The sequence below is a fragment of the Chryseobacterium indoltheticum genome, from assembly GCF_003815915.1.
Taxonomy (GTDB): Bacteria; Bacteroidota; Bacteroidia; order Flavobacteriales; family Weeksellaceae; genus Chryseobacterium; species Chryseobacterium indoltheticum.
On sequence record NZ_CP033929.1, the window covers coordinates 1,802,356 to 1,818,101 of the forward strand.

A 15,746-nucleotide genomic window follows, 5' to 3' on the forward strand; every position below is an offset into this window, starting at 1 on the left:
CATGAACAAATATTTGACATTGACAATTTGTCTTATGATGGTCTTTTTACCCATGGCTGTTTTCGGGCAGACGGGGGAGACGGAAAGCTACAACAAATTGCTGCAATTCCTTAAAGGTGACGGTGCTTTTGAAAAGTGGTTCATGGAGGTTTTCACGAAGCTCGACACAACCATGGCCGCGCAGTCAGCCGGTGCGGTGATGCTGGGTCAGGCCATCGGTGGATTTGGTGCCTTGTGCTATATGGGATACCTGGGCTGGCAGATGCAGGAGGGTGCTCGGCCGTGGGAAGTGACTCCTCTGATCCGACCCACCATTATAGCTTTTATTCTGATGTATTGGAGTGCCTTTACCGGGATGATCCAGTACCCCTTGCAATCTTTGGCAGAACCGGGAATGGCTTTGTTCGAAGATATCGAAAAGGATGCGAATGATCTGCGGGTCCAAAGGTTCAAAAAGCAAAATCAGATTTTGGATATCCTGATCAAGAGCCAGGCGGAAGAGGATGCCAAACAGGAAACTTTGGAGAAACTCGAAACGAAAGCCGACGACAGCTGGTTTGATATCGATGCGGACAAATTATTGGCTCCCGTCAAGGAATGGTATATGAAAATGGAGTTTAAAATACAGAAAACACTGTCGGAGATTATCGAAGCGGTCGCCCTTACTATTTTAAGAGTCTGTACCTATCTGATATTCTTTATTCAGAAGATCTGGATTTACATTTTGATTGTATTGGGGCCTCTTGCGGTCGGAATATCATTGATTCCGGGATTTGAAAACTCGTTCAACAATTGGTTGACGAAGTTTATCAATATCAATTTGTACACTTTTATTTCTTACACGATCATCAACATCGGACAACAGATTATTATGACGGGTTACCAAATGGAGCTCGACCGGTATGCATTGTTGATCAACGATGCCGGAGTGGCGGATATGAATACTTTGCGGGTTTATGTTCAAAACAGCGGGATGATGTACACCGCATTGTTTCCGGCGGTGGCATATATTATCACGGGAATAGGCATTTTGATGGTTCCGTCCATTGCGGATTCGATTGTTTCAGCAGGGGGTGCAGGAATTATGAGCAAAGGAAAAGCTGCCGGGGGAACTGTGGCAAGTGCCGGAAAGGCTGCGGGTAAAACTGCTGCGGCAGTTGCCTCGGGTGGTTCTGCTGCAGTTGCGGGAGCTGCAAAGGAAATCGCAAAGTCTGTCAGAACGATGACTTCGAAAAAATAAAAGATATATCAACAATTTTAATCTTGAAATATTTTCAAAATGCTTGTAAAAAACATTGAACAAAAAATAAAGATCAACAAAGCGGTTTCTGTTGCAGCCATTGTATTTGCCGTTATCGTAGTGATTGCAGGATTTGTAACAGCGTATCAACTGGTGAGGGATTCCAGAAAATCCCTTTATGTGATCGACAACGGGGTGCCGATTCTTGTCAAACAAACCGATGAGCTGCTGAACAGACCGGTTGAATACCGATCGCAAATCGAACTTTTTCACCGGCTTTTTTTTACGCTCGCACCTGATGACCGGTACATCAAGGAAAATGTGGAAAAGTCACTCTACCTCATCGATGACAGCGGGAAAAAGGAATACACCAATTTAAGGGAGAAAGGATTTTACAATCAGATTATTTCCGGAAATTCTCTGGTTACCGTGCGCGGGGATTCGATCAAACTTGACCTTCCCGGCAGAAAATTTATCTATTACGGAACTCAGATGATCAACAGAAAAACTTCTTTGATCATCCGTAGACTGATTACTGAAGGAAATTTTGAAGACATGATCAGAAGTCCGAACAATCCGCATGGTGTGCTGTTGAAAAACTGGCGAATTCTCGACAATACAGAAATGTCCAACAAACCCAAATCTTATTAGTGATGACAGAAAAATATGAATATTTCAAGCTGCAATTTCTGAGAATAAGGGATCGCATTTATGCCCGCCCGAAATTGGTGTACACCTATCTGATGGGAACTTTGATACTGTCATTCTCGTTTCCTTTTATTCAGTATTACTTTTTCACACCGAAAATTCAAAAATCTTTTGCGGTTCCGAATCTCTATTCGGAGAGCGACCGGTCAAAGTCTGATTTGGATAAACAAGATCAGCTGATGGAAAATGTGGTCAATGAACTTCAACGCTACAAAAGCAAAAGGGAAAACGGACCTCTGACAAAAAACGACAGCCTCCGTATCGAATATCTGTACAACAAATATCAACATCTGAAAAATGGACATTAACAAAATAAATTTTAAGCAACCCAAGTATATTTTTCCGTTGATCGTACTGCCTGTAATTATTCTGATTGCTTTTGCGGCATCGCAGTATATGGGAAAAGAAAAAACGATGTCTGTGGGAAAACAGGATCTGTCGCTTTCTTTGGGGGACACTCAGGACTCGATCCTATCGAAAAATGATGCCTATGAGCGACTTTTCGAAAAAGGAGACGGCAGGTCGATGCTAGAAGGGCTGGATAAAGAAAATGACAGTCTTGAAAACTATTCCGACAATCTCGACATTGATCAGAAAAGATATATCGATTCCTTAAAGCTTATTCGAGGTCTCAACAGCAGCAGAGCGGGGATCGATGACAGAAAATTGTATTACGACGGAAGAGACCACCGAAATTCCGATGAGAAGGATTTTCAGCGATCTGCCGAAATGATACGGATGCTCAACGGCAAAAGTCTCGGAGAAGAAGAAATTTTGAAAAATGCTAAAAAAACGCCAACCGTTAGATCTTTGGAAAAGGAGCAAAATGATCCGACCAAAATACTGAGAAAGCAGATGCTGATGATGGACTCTTTGGAGAAAGCAAGAGATCCGCAGTATCAGGCTGCACTGGAAGCCGAAAACAAACTGAAGAACAGCCAAGAGAAAATGACCACGTTTTTAAATTCCACACTTCGGGTCAACAAATCATCACTGAACCCAAGCTTTAATTCTTTGACAAGCAAAAAGGAGGACCAATTTGTCAAAGCGGTCATCGATGAAAATTTAAAAGGCTACCTGGGAAGCAGGATTCGGTTCAGGTTGCTTGAAGATATCGTAGTGGGAAGACACAAAATTTCGAAAGGAAGTTTTCTGTACGGGCAGATCTCGGGATTTTCTCTGCAGAGGGTGAATCTGAATGTGGTTTCAATTTTAAACAATGGCGAAATATTACCTATTAATCTCTCTGTTTACGATATGGACGGGATGCAGGGATTGTATGTTCCGCAAAGTGATTTTCGTGAGATGCTGCGTGAAATGGGCAGCAATTCAGTGCAGGGAACAAACATGGACAGCGGTGGGGAAGGGTTTATGAGCAGCATGGCCTCGAAACTTTTCAGTTCCACATCCAAAACCATTTCTAACCTGATCAGACAGAACAAAGCGAAGCTTAAATACAACTCTTACCTATTCTTAATCAACGACAAAGAACTCAAACAAAATGACAATAAATAAAAATTTAATCAGAAATATAATAACCGGGCTCACCATATTCCTCAATTGTGTTGTATATGCTCAAACTTCGGTAGGTGAAAAAAAAGTGGCAGGTCTCAGGGAATTGAATATTTCAAAAGGAATCAGTCTCCATATCATTTCACCCGAACCTATTCAATTTGTTGATCTTTCGACCGCTCTTCTTACCGGTGATTTGCCTTCGGAAAATATTGCAAGAGTGAAGATTACGGAGGATAACGAAAAAGATTCGACTTTTATTGATCCAATAATTTGCAAAGACGATTTGGGAGTAATCACCGTCGTCTGCCAGTCTTTCATGACACAATACAAAGTCAATTTTTCGGATGAGAAAAGTGATGCGGTCTCCTTTATTCAGATTCAACCTGAGGATATGCAAACTCTGGAATATCCCAAAATCGGATTCTCAAATTTTGAACTACGTCAGTTTTCCATGGATGTGCTGAAAAAAAAGATCATTGGAAAACCCCTTCGTGTATATGAAAATTTGAAACTGAGAATGCAGGTGAACAATGTCTATGTAGTCAACGATTATATTTTTCTGGATATGACCTTTCAAAACTCCTCCAATCTCGGGTATCATATAGACGGGCTGACATTTTCGATTGAGGACAAGAAAATCTACAAAGCCACCAACAATCAAAGTATTGATATCCGTCCTGTCTTTCGGCTGTACGGTCAGAAACAGTTCACGAAAAACTTCAGAAACATTTACGTGTTCAAAAAGTTTACTTATCCCAACAGCAAGGTATTGAAGATCCGTCTTGTTGAAGAACAGCTCTGGGGAAGAGCATTAGAAATGAGTATCAAGTATTCCGATATTTTAAATGCAGACACCTTTTAATTTTTAGACCATGCAGGAGCAGCAAAATCAAATCAGAATTTACAGTTTTTTTCAGAAAATGGTGTATTTCATCGTTTTGCTGGATTGTGCCACCCTGTTCTTTTTGGGTGCAAAGATTCCTGTTGTTTCTGAGTTGCTGGGTAAATTTTCCAAAACCGGATTTTTTTATCCGCCCGTCAACGCAAAATTTACCACCTTGCTTTTAATTGCGTTGGTCGCAATCGGGACGAGGGCAAAGAAGAAGATGGATCTGAACATCGCAAAGGATATTATCGTACCCATCTTAATTGGATTGATGATGATTTTCGGCTCATTGATATTTCTGAACGAAGCTGAGAATAATGAACTCCCCCAAATAATTCCACCGTTGAATCTCTATCAGATCGTCTATGCACTATTGTCGTTTTTGGGCGCATTGGTCGGACAGATGGGAGCGGACAATATCTCGAAACTGATGCAACAGAAGATGGGAAAGGATCGTTGGAACACGGAAGAGGAGAGCTTTGCACAAAATCAGTCGCTTGTTGTGAATGATACTTCGGTAAATATTCCCTATTTGTTCAGATATTACAAGAAGACAAATAAAGGATGGATCAATCTGAACCCTTTCCGTGGGACGATGGTCATCGGAACACCAGGTTCGGGAAAATCTTTCGGAGTGATCAATCCTGCGATTCGTCAGATGGTTGCGAAAGGTTTTTGTCTTTGTATTTACGATTTTAAGTTTCCGGATCTTGCTCAGATTGCCTATTATCATTTTCTGCTTAGGAAATCCGCAGATCCAAATTACAGGCATCATTTTCATGTGATCAATCTCAATCAGATTGAAAAGTCGAAAAGGGTCAATCCGTTGAAAAAAGAATATATCCGGACATTGGCTGAAGCCCAGGAAATGGCAGAATCGATGGTTTCTTCTTTGCAGAAAGGAGGAGCAAGTTCGGGCGGTGGATCGGAAGCTTTCTTTACGCAGTCTGCCATCAATTTTCTTTCATCGAGCATTTATTTTTTTGCGAAGTACGAGAATGGTAAATTTTCCGATCTGCCTCATATTCTTTCGTTTATGAACAGAAGCTACAAAGAAATTTTTGATCTGCTTTTTACCAACGAGGAAATTTTTTCTTTGCTGTCTCCGTTTAAAACTGCCTATGACAACAAAGCTTTCGACCAACTGGAAGGGCAGATCGGAACGTTGAAAATCTTTCTCTCGCGATTGGCGACTAAGGAAAGTTTCTGGGTTTTTTCTGGTGATGAGGTGGAACTGAAAATTACTGATAAAGATAATCCGTCAATCCTTATTCTCGCTTCCGATCCCAGGACGCAGGATATCAATTCCGCTTTGTATTCCGCAGTTTTAAACAGGACTTTGAGACTGATCAATTCCAAGCATAATTTACCCGGTGGTATTATTGCCGATGAGTTTCCGACTATTTATATCCATAAGATTGACAATGTTGTAGCCACCGCGAGAAGCAACAAAGTAGCTGTTTTGCTTGGACTGCAGGAAATTCCTCAGCTTCGACAGTTTTACAAAAAAGAAGTTGCCGATACGATCTCTGCCATTGTCGGAAACATTATCTCAGGATCTGCAAGAGATAAAAATACGTTGGACTGGATGGAAAAAATGTTCGGAAAGATCAAGCAAAAAAGCTATTCTCAATCCATATCGCAGCAGGGGACAACAACAAGCATTAATGAGAAACTGGATTTTATGATTCCCGCAGGAAAAATAGCGGCTCTGAAAACAGGCGAGATGGTCGGAATTATTGCCAGAGATGATGCCAATGAAGGTGAAGAATATCGAACGTCGGCAATCAGCGGAAAAATAAATCTTGATATGAATGAGATATATAAAGAGGAAAATAATTATGTCGAAATACCTGACTGCTATTGTTTTAAAGATCTGACAGGAAGTGACAGGAAAGAAGATGTTCTGATGACGAACTTCAGAAAAATCAACAAGGAAATCGAATTGGTTGTCAAAGAAAATACCAAAATTTAAAATATGAGAGCATCTATAAGAGTTTTTGCAGTTTTGTTTTTTGTGCTGTTTCATTCATTGATTACAGCCCAGTTCAACACAATTACCAGATCTCCCGAAAGATCTGACAATATATTCAAAGGCATCGAAAAGGGCCACTCAAAAACGGAGGAAAAACATCCGAAGACGAGGTTCAGAATCTTAAATTCCGGAAAAAAGGCCGGTTTGCAGAAGGAAATTGATTCTTTAAAAGTTCTCCTTTCCCGATCTCAAGGGTTGGAAACGGACGTAGGAAAAGTGGACTTTAAGAAAATCGAGGATTCTTTGATTAAGACAATCAGGGAGAAAGTAAAGCAGCTGATTCCTGTGTACTCACCCGGAAAACCAATTCTCAAATCTGAAATGATTGAAGATGCTTTTAATGATGCAAGGCTTTACGTAAAAATTGCTATGCCCCTTGGAAATAAACTCAGGATAACTTCCGGATTCGGAACCCGAATTCATCCGTTGTCGGGAAGATTCAAAATACACAAAGGAGTAGATCTCAAAGCCAATTATGAAAATGTATACTCGGTTATGGACGGATATGTAGTGGCTTCGGGGTGGGACAGAAATGGAGGCGGTAATTACTTGAGGATTAAACATTCTGAATCATTTGTTACTTCTTACCTGCACCTTTCAAAAATTTATTATCGTGCGGGTGAATTTGTCAAAGCCGGGTATATCATCGGTAAAAGCGGAAGCAGCGGAAACTCCACCGGACCGCATCTTCATTTTTCCGTCACCGAAAATGGAAAGCATATCAATCCCATCCATTTTCTCAACGATCTGATCAAAGCAAATAATTTAATCTCTAATCACAACATTTTATGAACACCGATATTTTACCAACACAGGAATTGAAAGAATTCGGAATTATCAACAATGACAATTCTTTCACTCAAAAACTTAGCGCAGAGGAAATCCAGAAATTTTTGCAGGGATACACCATCGTGGCAGACAACAACAAAAAAAGAGCAACTTTTCAATTGGTTGACAACAATAACAGACTGAAAGTAATTTTTCTTGAACGGGACAGAGGTATTTCGCAGATACTTGATGCAAGTAAGCGAAGTATTGAATATTCCACAGTTGCTGAGGTGTCCGATTCCGGCGATGAGATGAATTTCAGAAAAAAGGCCTTTGTCTTTGATTTGGAGCATAACAAGGTGGTGGAATTTGATCTTATCAAAAACTCAAGAGAATTGACGGCTATTATCGCCGATAAAAAAGATGTCGAACAAATCAGCAGGTATAAAAATGAACTCGAAAAACTTCGAAGTTTTCTTCAGGATAAGATGGAACGCTATCCTGAAATTGCCAAAGATATTTCCCGTGATCTTTCTGTTGTTTCAAAAGAAATCAACACGGTCGATGGTATTATCAGAAGAACAAACGATCCTCTAAATACTTCAAAGCAGAATCAATCAGGTATTGAATTAAATGTCAACGACCCCGACAGATATCAGGATGCTCAAAGGAACAGAGAAGAACAGAATGAATACAAAAATGAAGATCTCCAGCGATCAAAAGGTTACGGAAGATAGAGCGTGAAGTTATTATGAAGAGTAATCTTGATTGGTTTGACCGAAATATCACGCCTTTGACCAATGCATACAAAGAATTTATCGAAACGTTTGAAACGAGTTCTGCCGTACCGGAATTTTTTGATAGTAAAGATGAGAAAGTCCTAACTGACAGGGAGAGAAAGTTCTTGGAAATTTTTGAATACAAAAACAATCGAATCAAAATTGATTCTTCCCTTTCGTAGTTCGCTCAAATTACAGAACGCCATACGGAAGATGTTGGTTCTTCTCATCAGATTGACGGAACTCACAGTGAAGAATTAATACTTAAGAAAACGATGTCGCCAAATGTTTTTATGGAAAGTACTATTGAAGGCTACAGTGACAGTGATTTGCTAAACTTGTCTACTGATGACCTCACTGTTCTCCTGCATGTCAAACAAGAGCAGTTCAAATATGAGGTGAGCAACGACGATTTTGGAGGAATGACCTTGGTAGATGCCCAGATAAAAAGATTGAATACAATCATTCAAAACAAATTTAATTACAACAATCAAAATTTTGAAATTATGGAAACACAGAAAGAATTTGATCAGCTTCAATACCTGAAGGATCAACTTAAATATCTTGGATTTGGTGAGAGTTCAGAACTGCACCTTGATCTGGAAGCAGGGATTAAATCCGTTGATCAGCAATTTGAGCTGAAAACACAATCCGACAAAACGTTGCCGGGAAATAAAGTGGATTTTGTTCTGAAATTCAGCAAAAGTGAGAAAGGAGGTGTATTTCTGAATTCGTACAATGCGACATTATCGAATGACAAAGTCGAAAGTCTCTCACACAATTTTAATGTGAGCGGAGAAAATACTTTTACGGCAAAAGAAGCGGTTAATCTCCTGGAAGGCAGAACTTTGAAAATTGAGTTTGACAATCCCAAAACCGGGGAAATGGAACCTGCTTTTGTAAAGCTCAATTTTGAAGAACCCAAAACGGAAAAGGGAAATTTTCATTTTCAGAATTTCTACAAAAACTACGGGGTGGATACTGCCGACATTGTAGAGAAATCAAATTTGCGATTCGATAAACCCGAATACAAAGACAGTGTGATCAAATCTCTTGAAAAAGGAAATATTGTCAAGGTCAAATTTGAAATAGATGATACTGTCGTAGAAGGTAAAGCAGTATTGAATCCTCAATATAAAAATATCAATCTCTATGATATGGATATGAACAGAATCAACACCAATAAGTCTACAGAGGGTTTGGGGCATGATCAGAAAAATGATAAAAATAATGTAAAAGAACAAAGTATTAAAAGATAAATGATTCTTATTCATCAATAATCGGCGGCAATTCTTTTGGGATTTCCGCTTTTTTAAAATATATATTCTATGAAAAGTCTACTCATATTACCATACCTTTTGCTGCTGTTTATGTTGCATGCCTGCAAAAAAGAAATCAGACCGGAAAAAGGCGGAATTGATGTCATATCGAATGTCTATTTAGACGCTTCCAAAGGACTTGAAAAAATGCAGAATTTTCATTTGTCCAAAATAAATTATTCCGGTGACCGTATTATTGAAATTGTTCCAAATCTTAATTTCCCCGAAATCAATAAACAGGTATTTTACATCAAAGATTCTTTATACTATTCCTTGGGAACGGATAAATTCAACGGAATCGTTATTTCTGAAGTTGTGAAAAATAAAGGTGCTGATATAGCCAAGAAGAAGGAGGGGGCTCTGTTTTCCAAAGAATGGATTCCCAATTACAATAACAGAAAAAATCTGAATGATACGATCTTATTCAAAAAGAACTACAAGAGATTTGAAGTCGATTCACCATGGAGTTATAGCCGTTTTTATGTTTATGAAACTGACACAATTCTGCCGTATTCCTTGTTTAGACATGCTGAAATCGATTATCACGGAAGGCTTGAACGCATTGACAGCTACAACAAAAAGAGTGATGTTTTCGTAACACTTCAAATTCTTCCGAGAAAAACCTGGGATAGGGAAGCTCAGGAGATTTTTAGATTTAACCAATTTGTAAAGAGTAGGAGAGGTGAATAAAGGTCGCTTTTGAATACAAAAAAATATTATAGTAGTGATCATCAGAAAAGCTATGAATATTTTACATACCATGTAAGATCAGCTTCGGTTTAATAATATTTTGAAAATGATCTTCTCGTACGTTTTGTTCAAAACGATATTTCCGAAGTTAAAAGTGATAAAAATGGAATAAGTTGCCATAGGTGATCACCTGAAGAACTTATGCAGTCAATTTAAAGCGCCGATAAAGCGAAAGAAGGACATGGAGTTTTGGAAGAGTTTGTACATGAATGATCGCACACTTCCCACCTTCAAAAATTTAATTCGTCCCTTTTTTTAGGAATTAATTTAAGATAGAAATTTTGGAATCAGAGGTTTTAGACGCAGAATTTTATTCGAAGATTTTCCTTCTGCAGGGAATATTTTCTTTATAGGAAAAATTTCATTTTTTTTACAGTCTTTTTCACATCAAAATATGGAAAACGATTATTAACTTCAAGCGTTGTAAAAATTACAAAAAATTTGTTCCTTTGCTGCAGTACTTTTTATATGAAAAAATCAGAAGCAACCCGTCACAATATTCTTCAAAAAGCATTTGACCTCATCTACATGCACGGTTATCAAACAACGAGTGTGGATGAAATTATAGCGACAACACAGGTTACCAAAGGAGCTTTTTATTATCATTTCAAAACAAAAGATGATATGGGACTAGCGATTGTCAATGAATTGATGATTCCGGGTTTCAAAAAAACTTTTCTCGAACCTTTTGATAAAGACGAAGATCCGCTGGATACCATTTACAATTTACTGCATTATCTTTTGATGGAAAGTACCGAACTAAAGGTAGAATACGGTTGCCCAGCATCAAATTTCACACAGGAAATGGCTCCATGGAATGTTGAATTTACAAAGGCTTTAAATCAGCTTTCCTCGCAGTGGGAAAAAACAATTGTCAATTCCATCGAGAAAGGGAAGGAAAAAGGGTACATCAACCAATCAGTCAAAGGAAACGAGGTTGCCGTTTTTATCCTTTCCGGTTACTGGGGAGTGAGAAATCTTGGAAAAATGAAGAACTCAAAATCAGTATATGTCACTTTTTTGAATGCCATTAAAAACTATTTTCTTACTCTTAAATAATTTTTTTTCTAAAAACATTCCAATTAGTATGTTTTTTGTTTTATCTTTGCGTCATTGAAATTTCAAACAATGTATCAGACGCTTACATTTCTGCACTCCATACTCAGATGGCTGGTTTTATTGAGTTTATTATACTCCATTTTTAGAGCCTACAAAGGCTACTTTTCTTCAGGTGAATTTTTAAAAGCTGACAATGCAGTAAGACATTGGACAGCTACAATTGCTCATGTACAGTTGGTTTTAGGAATTACTTTGTATTCTCAAAGCCCGATCATCAAATACTTCTGGAACAATTATGATGAAGCAAAACAATCATTTGACGTGTTATTTTTCGGAATGATCCATATCTCCTTAATGCTTCTGGCAATCATTTTAATTACAATTGGATCATCAATTTCAAAAAGAAAAACAACAGATCGCGATAAGTATAAAACAATACTGATTTACTACCTGATTGCCTTAGTTATCATTTTTATAGCGATACCTTGGCCATTTTCACCATTTGCTAACAGACCTTATTTAAGATAATTATGATAAATCTATTAAAAACAAAAGTTGGACGTTTGAGAATCATTGCTATTCTTGAAGGATTCTCATTGCTGACACTAGTTTTTATCGCAGTGCCGCTAAAATATGGATTTGATAATCCTGCACTGGTTAAAATGATGGGTCCTATTCATGGATCATTATTTCTCCTATTTTTATTTAACACACTAAGTGTGGGAGTCGAACAGAACTGGAAATTCAAAGAGACTACATGGAAAGTTTTACTGGCCTGCATTATTCCTTTCGGCACATTTTACGTTGACAAAAAAATACTGAGCAAACTATGAAAAACATTTTTATCTGTATAGGAGTAATTATATTCATTTATGTCATTTACAGAGTTTACAAATATCAAACTTTGGACGATGGACTCAGTACGTTAATTGAAAAAGGTGCCATTATACTTGACGTACGAACCGAGAAGGAGTTTGCCACCGGACATATTCCGGACTCTCAGAATATTTCCTTGGGAACAATCAGGGAACGATATACTGAACTCGATCCTACAAAAACCTATATTACCGTTTGCTCTCATGGACTGCGCAGTGTAAAAGCCGAATCGATATTAAAGGAAAAAGGCTTCAAAAAAGTTTACAACGGCAGTGCGTGGAGTGATTTGCAGAAAAGTATTAAGAATAAATAAGAACTCGATATTTATCCGGCGGCTTTCAACTTTTAAAAGAAATTACGGTCGTCATTGCTAGATTATTTGTAGAAACTGAATTATTCTCCTGATTCTGTTGGAGCTCTGGGTCATCTCAGTTTTATAAGGCGGCATTTTTTCAAGGTTACCATAACCACTTCTTCCGTTTACAGACAAGAATTAAAAATTTTCAACAGTATTGACTACAGTTCTGATTCAAATGAAAATCAAAAATAATTTTTTCGGAAACTCGAAAAAAGATTCATATGCGTCACTTTCTTTGGATGGTGTACCTGTAATTCAACATATTGTCAATTTCGAAGATAATCAGGGCGCTATGTATCTTCAAGATCACTTACTTATTTTTATCCTGGAGGGAAGTGCCAAGATAATTTATGGGAATGAGATATTCAATGTCAACAAGAATGAAATGATTTTGTTGAAAAAGGCAACTTTTGTTTATTACGAAAAGTACATAGGTCAGGAAGATCGTGAGATCTTCGACTGCATGATGTTTACTATAAAAGAGGAATTGGTGAAGTCATTTTTGACCAGTACCGAATTGAATATATCCAAACGATACGACACAAGAAGATCCTCTGTAGAACCCGTCAATGAGTGCCTGATTGCTTTCATAGGTTCTCTGCAACCATACTTTAAAGACGCTGATAAGGTTGCTCCTAGTCAGCTGCGTCGTAAAATGATGGAGATGCTATATGACACCGCTGTATGCAGTGAGAATATGTTCGGTCAGATCCTTCATTTGCAAAATCCGGTGCGTGAAAATTTGCTAGAAGTCATTGAACAAAATTATGCTTATCCTGCAAGTCTGGAAGAACTTGCTTATTTGTCAGGCCGAAGTCTTTCCAGTTTTAAGAGAGATTTTCAAAAAGTATTCAATATGGCTCCTGCCGCATGGATAAGAAAAACAAGACTCAACAAAGCGAAAGAAATGCTTGAGTCAACAAATCTAACGGTAAATGAGATCTGCTATTCATTAGGGTTTGAGAATGTTTCCCACTTTTCGCGAATATATAAAGATTACCACGGTTCACCACCCACTAACTTCAGGCAGAGAACAATTTTATAATTTCCTTGCAAATTGAGCTGAATAGTACAAAAAGATGGTCTGTATAGAAAAAAAATAATTCAAAAACAGGCGTTAATTTGTTATTAATAAAATTAGATAATATGATTAAATTATTAGTAGCCGTCGGACTTATGTTTTCGACAGTTGCGACAGCAAAAGTGAATGCCGGTTCAGGGGGAAATAGTAACGAAAAAGAAAATAGGTCAAAAAAAATGGAAAAGATGGATGATACAAAAGCTATTCTCGCAGTTATAGATACCTACATAGAAGGACTTCGTCAAGGTCGTGTCGATCTTTTGAAAAAAAGTTTTCATAAAGATGCAATCATGCACGGATATTCGAGAGATAATAAAATTACGGAAGGAAGCGTGCAACACCTTTACGATATCATTGAAAAGGCTGGTGCCTTATCGAACGTTACAGCGAAAAACAAAGTTCTGAATCAGACTTCTAATACAGCATTTGTTCTTGCCGAATTGAAGTCGACAGCACCTAACGAAAACTCCACCGATTATCTCTCTCTGATGAAGATTGATGGCCAATGGAAGATAATTTCGAAGGTCTATCATCTATCTTATGCAAAATAAATTTTAATGAGTGTTAATTTAGTTTTTAGTTTGGCCTGTTCATTAGAACAGGCCATTTTTTTAAAACAAGCAGCCTGTATGATATTTTAAAAGATCGATATTCTTTCCATCAAGGATTATCAAGATGATTTTTAGTGGTTTTTTCCAGCCTGCTGAACTTGTCGAACCAAATGGAGCTGTATTATTTTTATTGGAATAATAGTTATTGAAGGCTTTAAAAGGTAACCGGACTTTAGTGCTCTCAGATAAAAACAAGATTCGTGTATATCAGTATATGTATAAAACAAATCGCCACTTAGATAATCTAAATGACGATTTTTGAAAATGAATGTATGTATTTTTGAACAGTAGCATAACTAATACGGTACTTTTGAGCACTGATTAGATATCTGTTGTGAAATTCAATTAACGCCTCCTCCCAAACTCCTGTAGAGTTCGGATATTGCGATAAGTTCCGATCTTCGTATCAAAGCCAATTCCAGTTCGCTTTGCAGCACATTGCCTTGTGCAATAATAACTTCAAGATATGTGGCCATCCCATTGTTGAACAAATCATTTGCTCTCATTGTTGATTGTTTGAGTTTATTTACTCTTTTTTCGGCTAATGTTTCCTGTGTCTTTAATTTTTCAATTTTTACCAGTGCATCTGAAACTTCACCTACGGCATTCACTACAGATTGCCTGAATTTCAATACTGACTTTTCACGCTCGACCAAATCAACTTTATATTGAGTGCTCAATTCTTTGTGTTGCAAGAGAGGTTGTACAACGCTTGCACCGACGATACCGAAAAGCGCCGAAGGAATATTGAACCAGTCGCTCGCCTTGAGTGAATTTACTCCTCCGCTTGCTGTGATTCTTAATGATGGGTACATGTCAGCTTTGCTTACACCTACTTTGGCATTTGACAATGCCAGTTCGAATTCCTTTCTCTTGATATCGGGTCTCAGTCTCAGTAGTGTCGAAGGCAGTCCTGCGGAAATTGTTTCCGGAAGTATTACTTGTTCCGACAAAAAGCTACGGTTAATGCTTGAGGGCAGATCACCGCTCAAAACACGCAGTGCATTTTCCTGTTGAATGGTTGCCTGTTCCAATTCCGGAATTAATTTTTGTGTTGCCAGAAGCTGTGCCTCAGCCTGTTCGACCGCAAGTGAAGTGACCTGACCTGATTCATATTGTATTGTCATCATCCTTACAGTACTCTCATTCAATAGGATGTTTCTTTGCGCGATTTTCAATTGTTCGTCAAGCATTATCAAATTATAATAGCCTTGAGTTACATTTGCAATCAATTCAGTCTGTATTGCTTTGCGTGCTTCATTGGTTAATAAATAAGAAGCAAGAGCAATCTTGTTTTTGCTGCGGATCTTGCCCCAAATATCTGCTTCCCAAGACAAACTTATACTTGTTGTATAATCTTCCAGATGATTGGTTCCAAGAAACTGCGAAGTTGACATTCCATTCAGGCTGTTGTTTGAAGGATTGTTTGTTGAAGATGAAATATTTAGTCCTACAATCGGTACATTGTTCCATTGCGACTGTTTCAATCTTAACCGGGATTCTTCGACATTTTTCAGTGCGATTTGCATATCAAAATTCCGGACAATGGAACTGTCAATCAACTTCTGAAGCATAGTATCTCTGTAAAATTCTTTCCACGGAAGAGAAGCGATCGACATCGTATCCTCAGTCACCGCATTACGAAATGTCGAAGGCAGTTCGGGTGCAGGTGTCTTCAAGTCTTTGGAGACTGTACAACCGATAATAATGAAAAGGATATTTGCTGTGACAGTTATTTTAAAGTATTTTTTCATTTCTTAA

Annotated in this window: 17 protein-coding genes; 16 read left to right on the forward strand and 1 reads right to left on the reverse strand. The window is 38.1% G+C overall.

Features of this window, described 5'->3' with window-relative positions; all coding sequences use genetic code 11:
• Position 1: 1 nt before the first annotated feature.
• The 16 genes from EG358_RS08530 to EG358_RS08605 all read left to right on the forward strand — a co-directional run bounded on the left by EG358_RS08530 (position 2) and on the right by EG358_RS08605 (position 13,925).
• Positions 2-1,240: a hypothetical protein gene (locus EG358_RS08530; RefSeq protein ID WP_076561710.1), complete on the forward strand. Its 1,239-nt coding sequence runs from the start codon at positions 2-4 to the stop codon at positions 1,238-1,240.
• Positions 1,241-1,279: 39 nt separating this feature from the next.
• Complete coding sequence (gene traK / locus EG358_RS08535; protein WP_076561661.1) at positions 1,280-1,891, forward strand: conjugative transposon protein TraK; 612 nt, start codon at positions 1,280-1,282, stop codon at positions 1,889-1,891.
• Between the two features lie 2 nt (positions 1,892-1,893).
• Positions 1,894-2,256: a hypothetical protein gene (locus tag EG358_RS08540; RefSeq protein WP_076561662.1), complete on the forward strand. Its 363-nt coding sequence runs from the start codon at positions 1,894-1,896 to the stop codon at positions 2,254-2,256.
• Entirely contained in the window at positions 2,246-3,463 is a 1,218-nt protein-coding gene (traM, locus tag EG358_RS08545; RefSeq protein ID WP_317043430.1) for a conjugative transposon protein TraM, read from the forward strand. Before EG358_RS08540 ends, traM begins: the two co-directional genes overlap by 11 nt.
• Positions 3,450-4,325 carry a DUF4138 domain-containing protein gene (locus EG358_RS08550; RefSeq protein WP_076561663.1) on the forward strand — a complete coding sequence of 292 codons (876 nt, stop codon included), beginning with the start codon at positions 3,450-3,452 and terminating at the stop codon, positions 4,323-4,325. Before traM ends, EG358_RS08550 begins: the two co-directional genes overlap by 14 nt.
• Before the next feature lie 10 nt (positions 4,326-4,335).
• The gene (locus EG358_RS08555; protein ID WP_076561664.1) at positions 4,336-6,324 is read left to right on the forward strand and encodes a type IV secretion system DNA-binding domain-containing protein; all 1,989 of its coding nucleotides are present in this window, start codon (positions 4,336-4,338) and stop codon (positions 6,322-6,324) included.
• A gap of 3 nt (positions 6,325-6,327) precedes the next feature.
• Entirely contained in the window at positions 6,328-7,176 is an 849-nt protein-coding gene (locus EG358_RS08560; RefSeq protein ID WP_076561665.1) for a M23 family metallopeptidase, read from the forward strand.
• Entirely contained in the window at positions 7,173-7,889 is a 717-nt protein-coding gene (locus EG358_RS08565; protein ID WP_076561666.1) for a hypothetical protein, read from the forward strand. Before EG358_RS08560 ends, EG358_RS08565 begins: the two co-directional genes overlap by 4 nt.
• Before the next feature lie 335 nt (positions 7,890-8,224).
• Complete coding sequence (locus EG358_RS08570) at positions 8,225-9,190, forward strand: hypothetical protein (RefSeq protein WP_174565100.1); 966 nt, start codon at positions 8,225-8,227, stop codon at positions 9,188-9,190.
• A gap of 69 nt (positions 9,191-9,259) precedes the next feature.
• Complete coding sequence (locus EG358_RS08575; RefSeq protein ID WP_076561668.1) at positions 9,260-9,940, forward strand: hypothetical protein; 681 nt, start codon at positions 9,260-9,262, stop codon at positions 9,938-9,940.
• A 528-nt stretch (positions 9,941-10,468) separates the two neighbouring features.
• A complete protein-coding gene (locus EG358_RS08580) occupies positions 10,469-11,059 on the forward strand; it encodes a TetR/AcrR family transcriptional regulator (protein ID WP_076561669.1) in 591 nt (196 codons plus the stop codon).
• A gap of 69 nt (positions 11,060-11,128) precedes the next feature.
• Positions 11,129-11,587 (forward strand): hypothetical protein, encoded by a 459-nt coding sequence (locus EG358_RS08585; RefSeq protein WP_076561670.1) that lies wholly within the window; start codon positions 11,129-11,131, stop codon positions 11,585-11,587.
• 2 nt (positions 11,588-11,589) lie between these two features.
• A complete protein-coding gene (locus tag EG358_RS08590; RefSeq protein WP_076561671.1) occupies positions 11,590-11,892 on the forward strand; it encodes a DUF3817 domain-containing protein in 303 nt (100 codons plus the stop codon).
• The gene (locus tag EG358_RS08595; RefSeq protein WP_076561672.1) at positions 11,889-12,248 is read left to right on the forward strand and encodes a rhodanese-like domain-containing protein; all 360 of its coding nucleotides are present in this window, start codon (positions 11,889-11,891) and stop codon (positions 12,246-12,248) included. The genes EG358_RS08590 and EG358_RS08595 overlap by 4 nt, the downstream gene beginning before the upstream one ends.
• A 199-nt stretch (positions 12,249-12,447) precedes the next feature.
• Positions 12,448-13,338, forward strand: a complete 891-nt coding sequence (locus EG358_RS08600; protein ID WP_123890063.1) for an AraC family transcriptional regulator — start codon at positions 12,448-12,450, stop codon at positions 13,336-13,338.
• Positions 13,339-13,469: 131 nt separating this feature from the next.
• Positions 13,470-13,925: a nuclear transport factor 2 family protein gene (locus EG358_RS08605; RefSeq protein ID WP_159436387.1), complete on the forward strand. Its 456-nt coding sequence runs from the start codon at positions 13,470-13,472 to the stop codon at positions 13,923-13,925.
• A gap of 401 nt (positions 13,926-14,326) precedes the next feature.
• Here the strand turns inward: EG358_RS08605 and EG358_RS08610 are convergent, their stop codons facing one another.
• Positions 14,327-15,739, reverse strand: coding sequence for a TolC family protein (locus EG358_RS08610; RefSeq protein WP_076561674.1), 1,413 nt, complete (start codon positions 15,737-15,739; stop codon positions 14,327-14,329).
• Positions 15,740-15,746 lie beyond the last annotated feature (7 nt).